A 374-nucleotide genomic window follows, 5' to 3' on the forward strand; every position below is an offset into this window, starting at 1 on the left:
ATCATGAAGGGCAGGAGCACCGACGTCAGTCCTGCGACGACGGCACCGGTCGTGTAGAGCAAGGACGTGTCGGTGAGCAGGCCGAAGTGGCCGAACGCGTATTTCAGGACACCGCTGTTGTCCAGGATGATGACCCAGCCCGCGGTACGGACCACATTCCCCATCAGCAGAGGCAGCACGATCGCGATTATGAGCAGCCTTTTCATGAGATGCGAGCCGGATCGCGAGAGAAAATAGGCGACCGGCAGACTGCCTAGCAGGCAGAATGCGGTGGTTGCGACCGAAACCGCGCAAGTGGTCCACAGGACCTGCCTGTAGAACGGATCCGCGAGGAACCTGACGTAATTCTCCAGGGTGAAGACTTGGAGATACAT

1 protein-coding gene is annotated in these 374 nt (G+C 58.8%); it reads right to left on the reverse strand.

The window, feature by feature from the left end; genetic code table 11:
- Window positions 1-374 (reverse strand): ABC transporter permease (locus CEV33_RS23880; protein ID WP_407923787.1); only part of this gene is annotated, 374 nt, incomplete at both ends.

Source organism: Brucella grignonensis, assembly GCF_002252505.1.
Lineage (GTDB): Bacteria > Pseudomonadota > Alphaproteobacteria > Rhizobiales > Rhizobiaceae > Brucella > Brucella grignonensis.